The organism is Streptomyces kebangsaanensis, assembly GCF_001906585.1.
Lineage (GTDB): Bacteria > Actinomycetota > Actinomycetes > Streptomycetales > Streptomycetaceae > Streptomyces > Streptomyces kebangsaanensis.
In genome coordinates this window covers 88,589-90,580 of record NZ_JUJA01000053.1, presented here as the reverse complement: position 1 = coordinate 90,580, position 1,992 = coordinate 88,589, and the positions used below count along the sequence as shown (strand labels likewise).

Genomic DNA, 1,992 nt, shown 5'->3' with positions numbered 1-1,992 from the left:
GGGGCAGGGCGGTGACCGGCCGCCGCGCGGCGGGAAGATCGCGGCCGCCGCCGTCAACCAGGCCAGCGTGTGGAACGTCGCCAATCTGCTGACCATGGTCCGGCTGCTCCTGGTGCCCGGCTTCGTGGCCCTGATGCTGGCCGACGGCGGGTACGACCCGGTGTGGCGGTCACTGGCCTGGGCGGCCTTCGCCATCGCCATGATCACCGATCTGTTCGACGGCCACCTGGCCCGCAGGTACGACCTCGTCACCGACTTCGGGAAGATCGCCGACCCCATCGCCGACAAGGCGATCATGGGGGCGGCGCTGATCTGTCTCTCCGGCCTCGGCGACCTGCCCTGGTGGGTGACCGGAGTGATCCTCGGCCGGGAACTCGGGATCACGCTGCTGCGTTTCCTGGTCATCCGCTACGGCGTCATCCCGGCGAGCCGCGGCGGCAAGCTCAAGACGCTCACGCAGGGCGTGGCCGTCGGCATGTACGTGCTGGCGCTGACGGGCTGGCTGGCCACCCTGCGGTTCTGGGTGATGGCCGCGGCCGTCGTGCTGACCGTGGCGACCGGCCTCGACTATGTGAGACAGGCCATGGTGCTGCGCAGGCGGGGAATCGCCGAGCGCCGCGAGGCGTTGGAGGAGTCGGAAGCGTGAGTTCACCGGCCGCCGAGGTAGTGGGACTACTCACGGTGAGGGGCGAGACGGTCGCCGTGGCCGAGTCGCTGACCGGTGGCCTGGTCGCCGCGGAGATCACCTCGGTGCCCGGGGCGTCCAAGGTGTTCCGCGGCTCGGTCACCGCCTACGCCACCGAGCTCAAGCACCGCCTGCTGGGCGTCGACGCCACCCTGCTGGCCGAGCGGGGAGCGGTGGATCCGCAGGTCGCGGCCCAGATGGCGGCCGGCGTGCGGAAGGCTCTGGAAGCCGACTGGGGCATCGCGACCACCGGCGTCGCCGGCCCCGACCCCCAGGACGGACAGCCCGTCGGGACGGTCTTCGTGGCCGTGGACGGGCCCCTGGCACCGGAAACCGGAGCCACCCGTGGCGGGAAAACGACCGCGCTGCGGTTGAACGGCGACCGGGCGGAAATTCGTAGAGAGAGTGTACGGAGCGTACTCGCACTGCTTTTGGAGCAGATCGCGGGCGAACAGACTGGAAATGAGCGGGCACAGGATACGGAACGGAACGGGGGGTTTTGATGTTTGCAGCCCTGAGTGAACACGACATCGCTCCCCGCACGGCCGCAGCGCGAGGCGGTACGGTGGGGCGTGAAGGATGCGGCTACGCGGTCCGAGGAGGGAGCCACCGATGATTCTGCTCCGTCGCCTGCTGGGTGACGTGCTGCGTCGGCAGCGCCAACGCCAGGGCCGTACTCTGCGCGAAGTCTCCTCGTCCGCCCGAGTCTCGCTCGGCTATCTTTCCGAGGTGGAGCGGGGGCAGAAGGAGGCTTCCTCCGAGCTGCTCTCCGCCATTTGCGACGCGCTGGACGTACGGATGTCCGAGCTCATGCGGGAAGTGAGCGACGAGCTCGCCCTCGCCGAGCTGGCCCAGTCCGCCGCGGCCACCGATACCGTCCCCACGCCGGTCCGCCCGATGCTCGGTTCCGTGCCGGTGACCGGTGTGCCACCGGAACGGGTGACCATCAAGGCACCCGCCGCCGAGGCGGTGGACGTGGTCGCCGCGTGACCTGTCGCACGCGCGCGTGAACTGACGCATACGTGGTGAGGCCCCGGCCGGGGCTTCTCCGGGAAGTCCCGGAGAGGTGCGGCCGGGGCCTTCGCCTTGTCCGGGGGGTACGACGGCTCTCCCCGCCCCGGTTGCCGGTACCGGGCGGGGCCGCGATCGTGGAGGCCCAGGTGGTGATGCGGCGACGGTGCGGCGGCGGGCTGGAGGTGGTGGTGGGTGCGGTGACGGGGCCGATAGTGCGCTGGGGAGCGGTCGTGGGGCTCGGCGTGGTGTGGTGGTGGGCGGTGCTGCGGCTGCTGCTGTCGGGCGACGCGGGG

General features: G+C 71.0%; 3 protein-coding genes. All 3 read left to right on the top strand.

All coding sequences use genetic code 11. From position 1 onward, the window contains the following. Positions 1-646 (top strand): CDP-diacylglycerol--glycerol-3-phosphate 3-phosphatidyltransferase (gene pgsA, locus RH94_RS07855; RefSeq protein WP_073946909.1); only part of this gene is annotated, 646 nt, incomplete at its 5' end. Continuing rightward, positions 643-1,188, top strand: coding sequence for a CinA family protein (locus RH94_RS07850; RefSeq protein ID WP_073946908.1), 546 nt, complete (start codon positions 643-645; stop codon positions 1,186-1,188). The genes pgsA and RH94_RS07850, both read left to right, overlap by 4 nt. Positions 1,189-1,297: 109 nt before the next feature. Then, a complete protein-coding gene (locus tag RH94_RS07845) occupies positions 1,298-1,675 on the top strand; it encodes a helix-turn-helix domain-containing protein (protein ID WP_073946907.1) in 378 nt (125 codons plus the stop codon). The last annotated feature ends 317 nt before the right edge of the window (positions 1,676-1,992 follow it).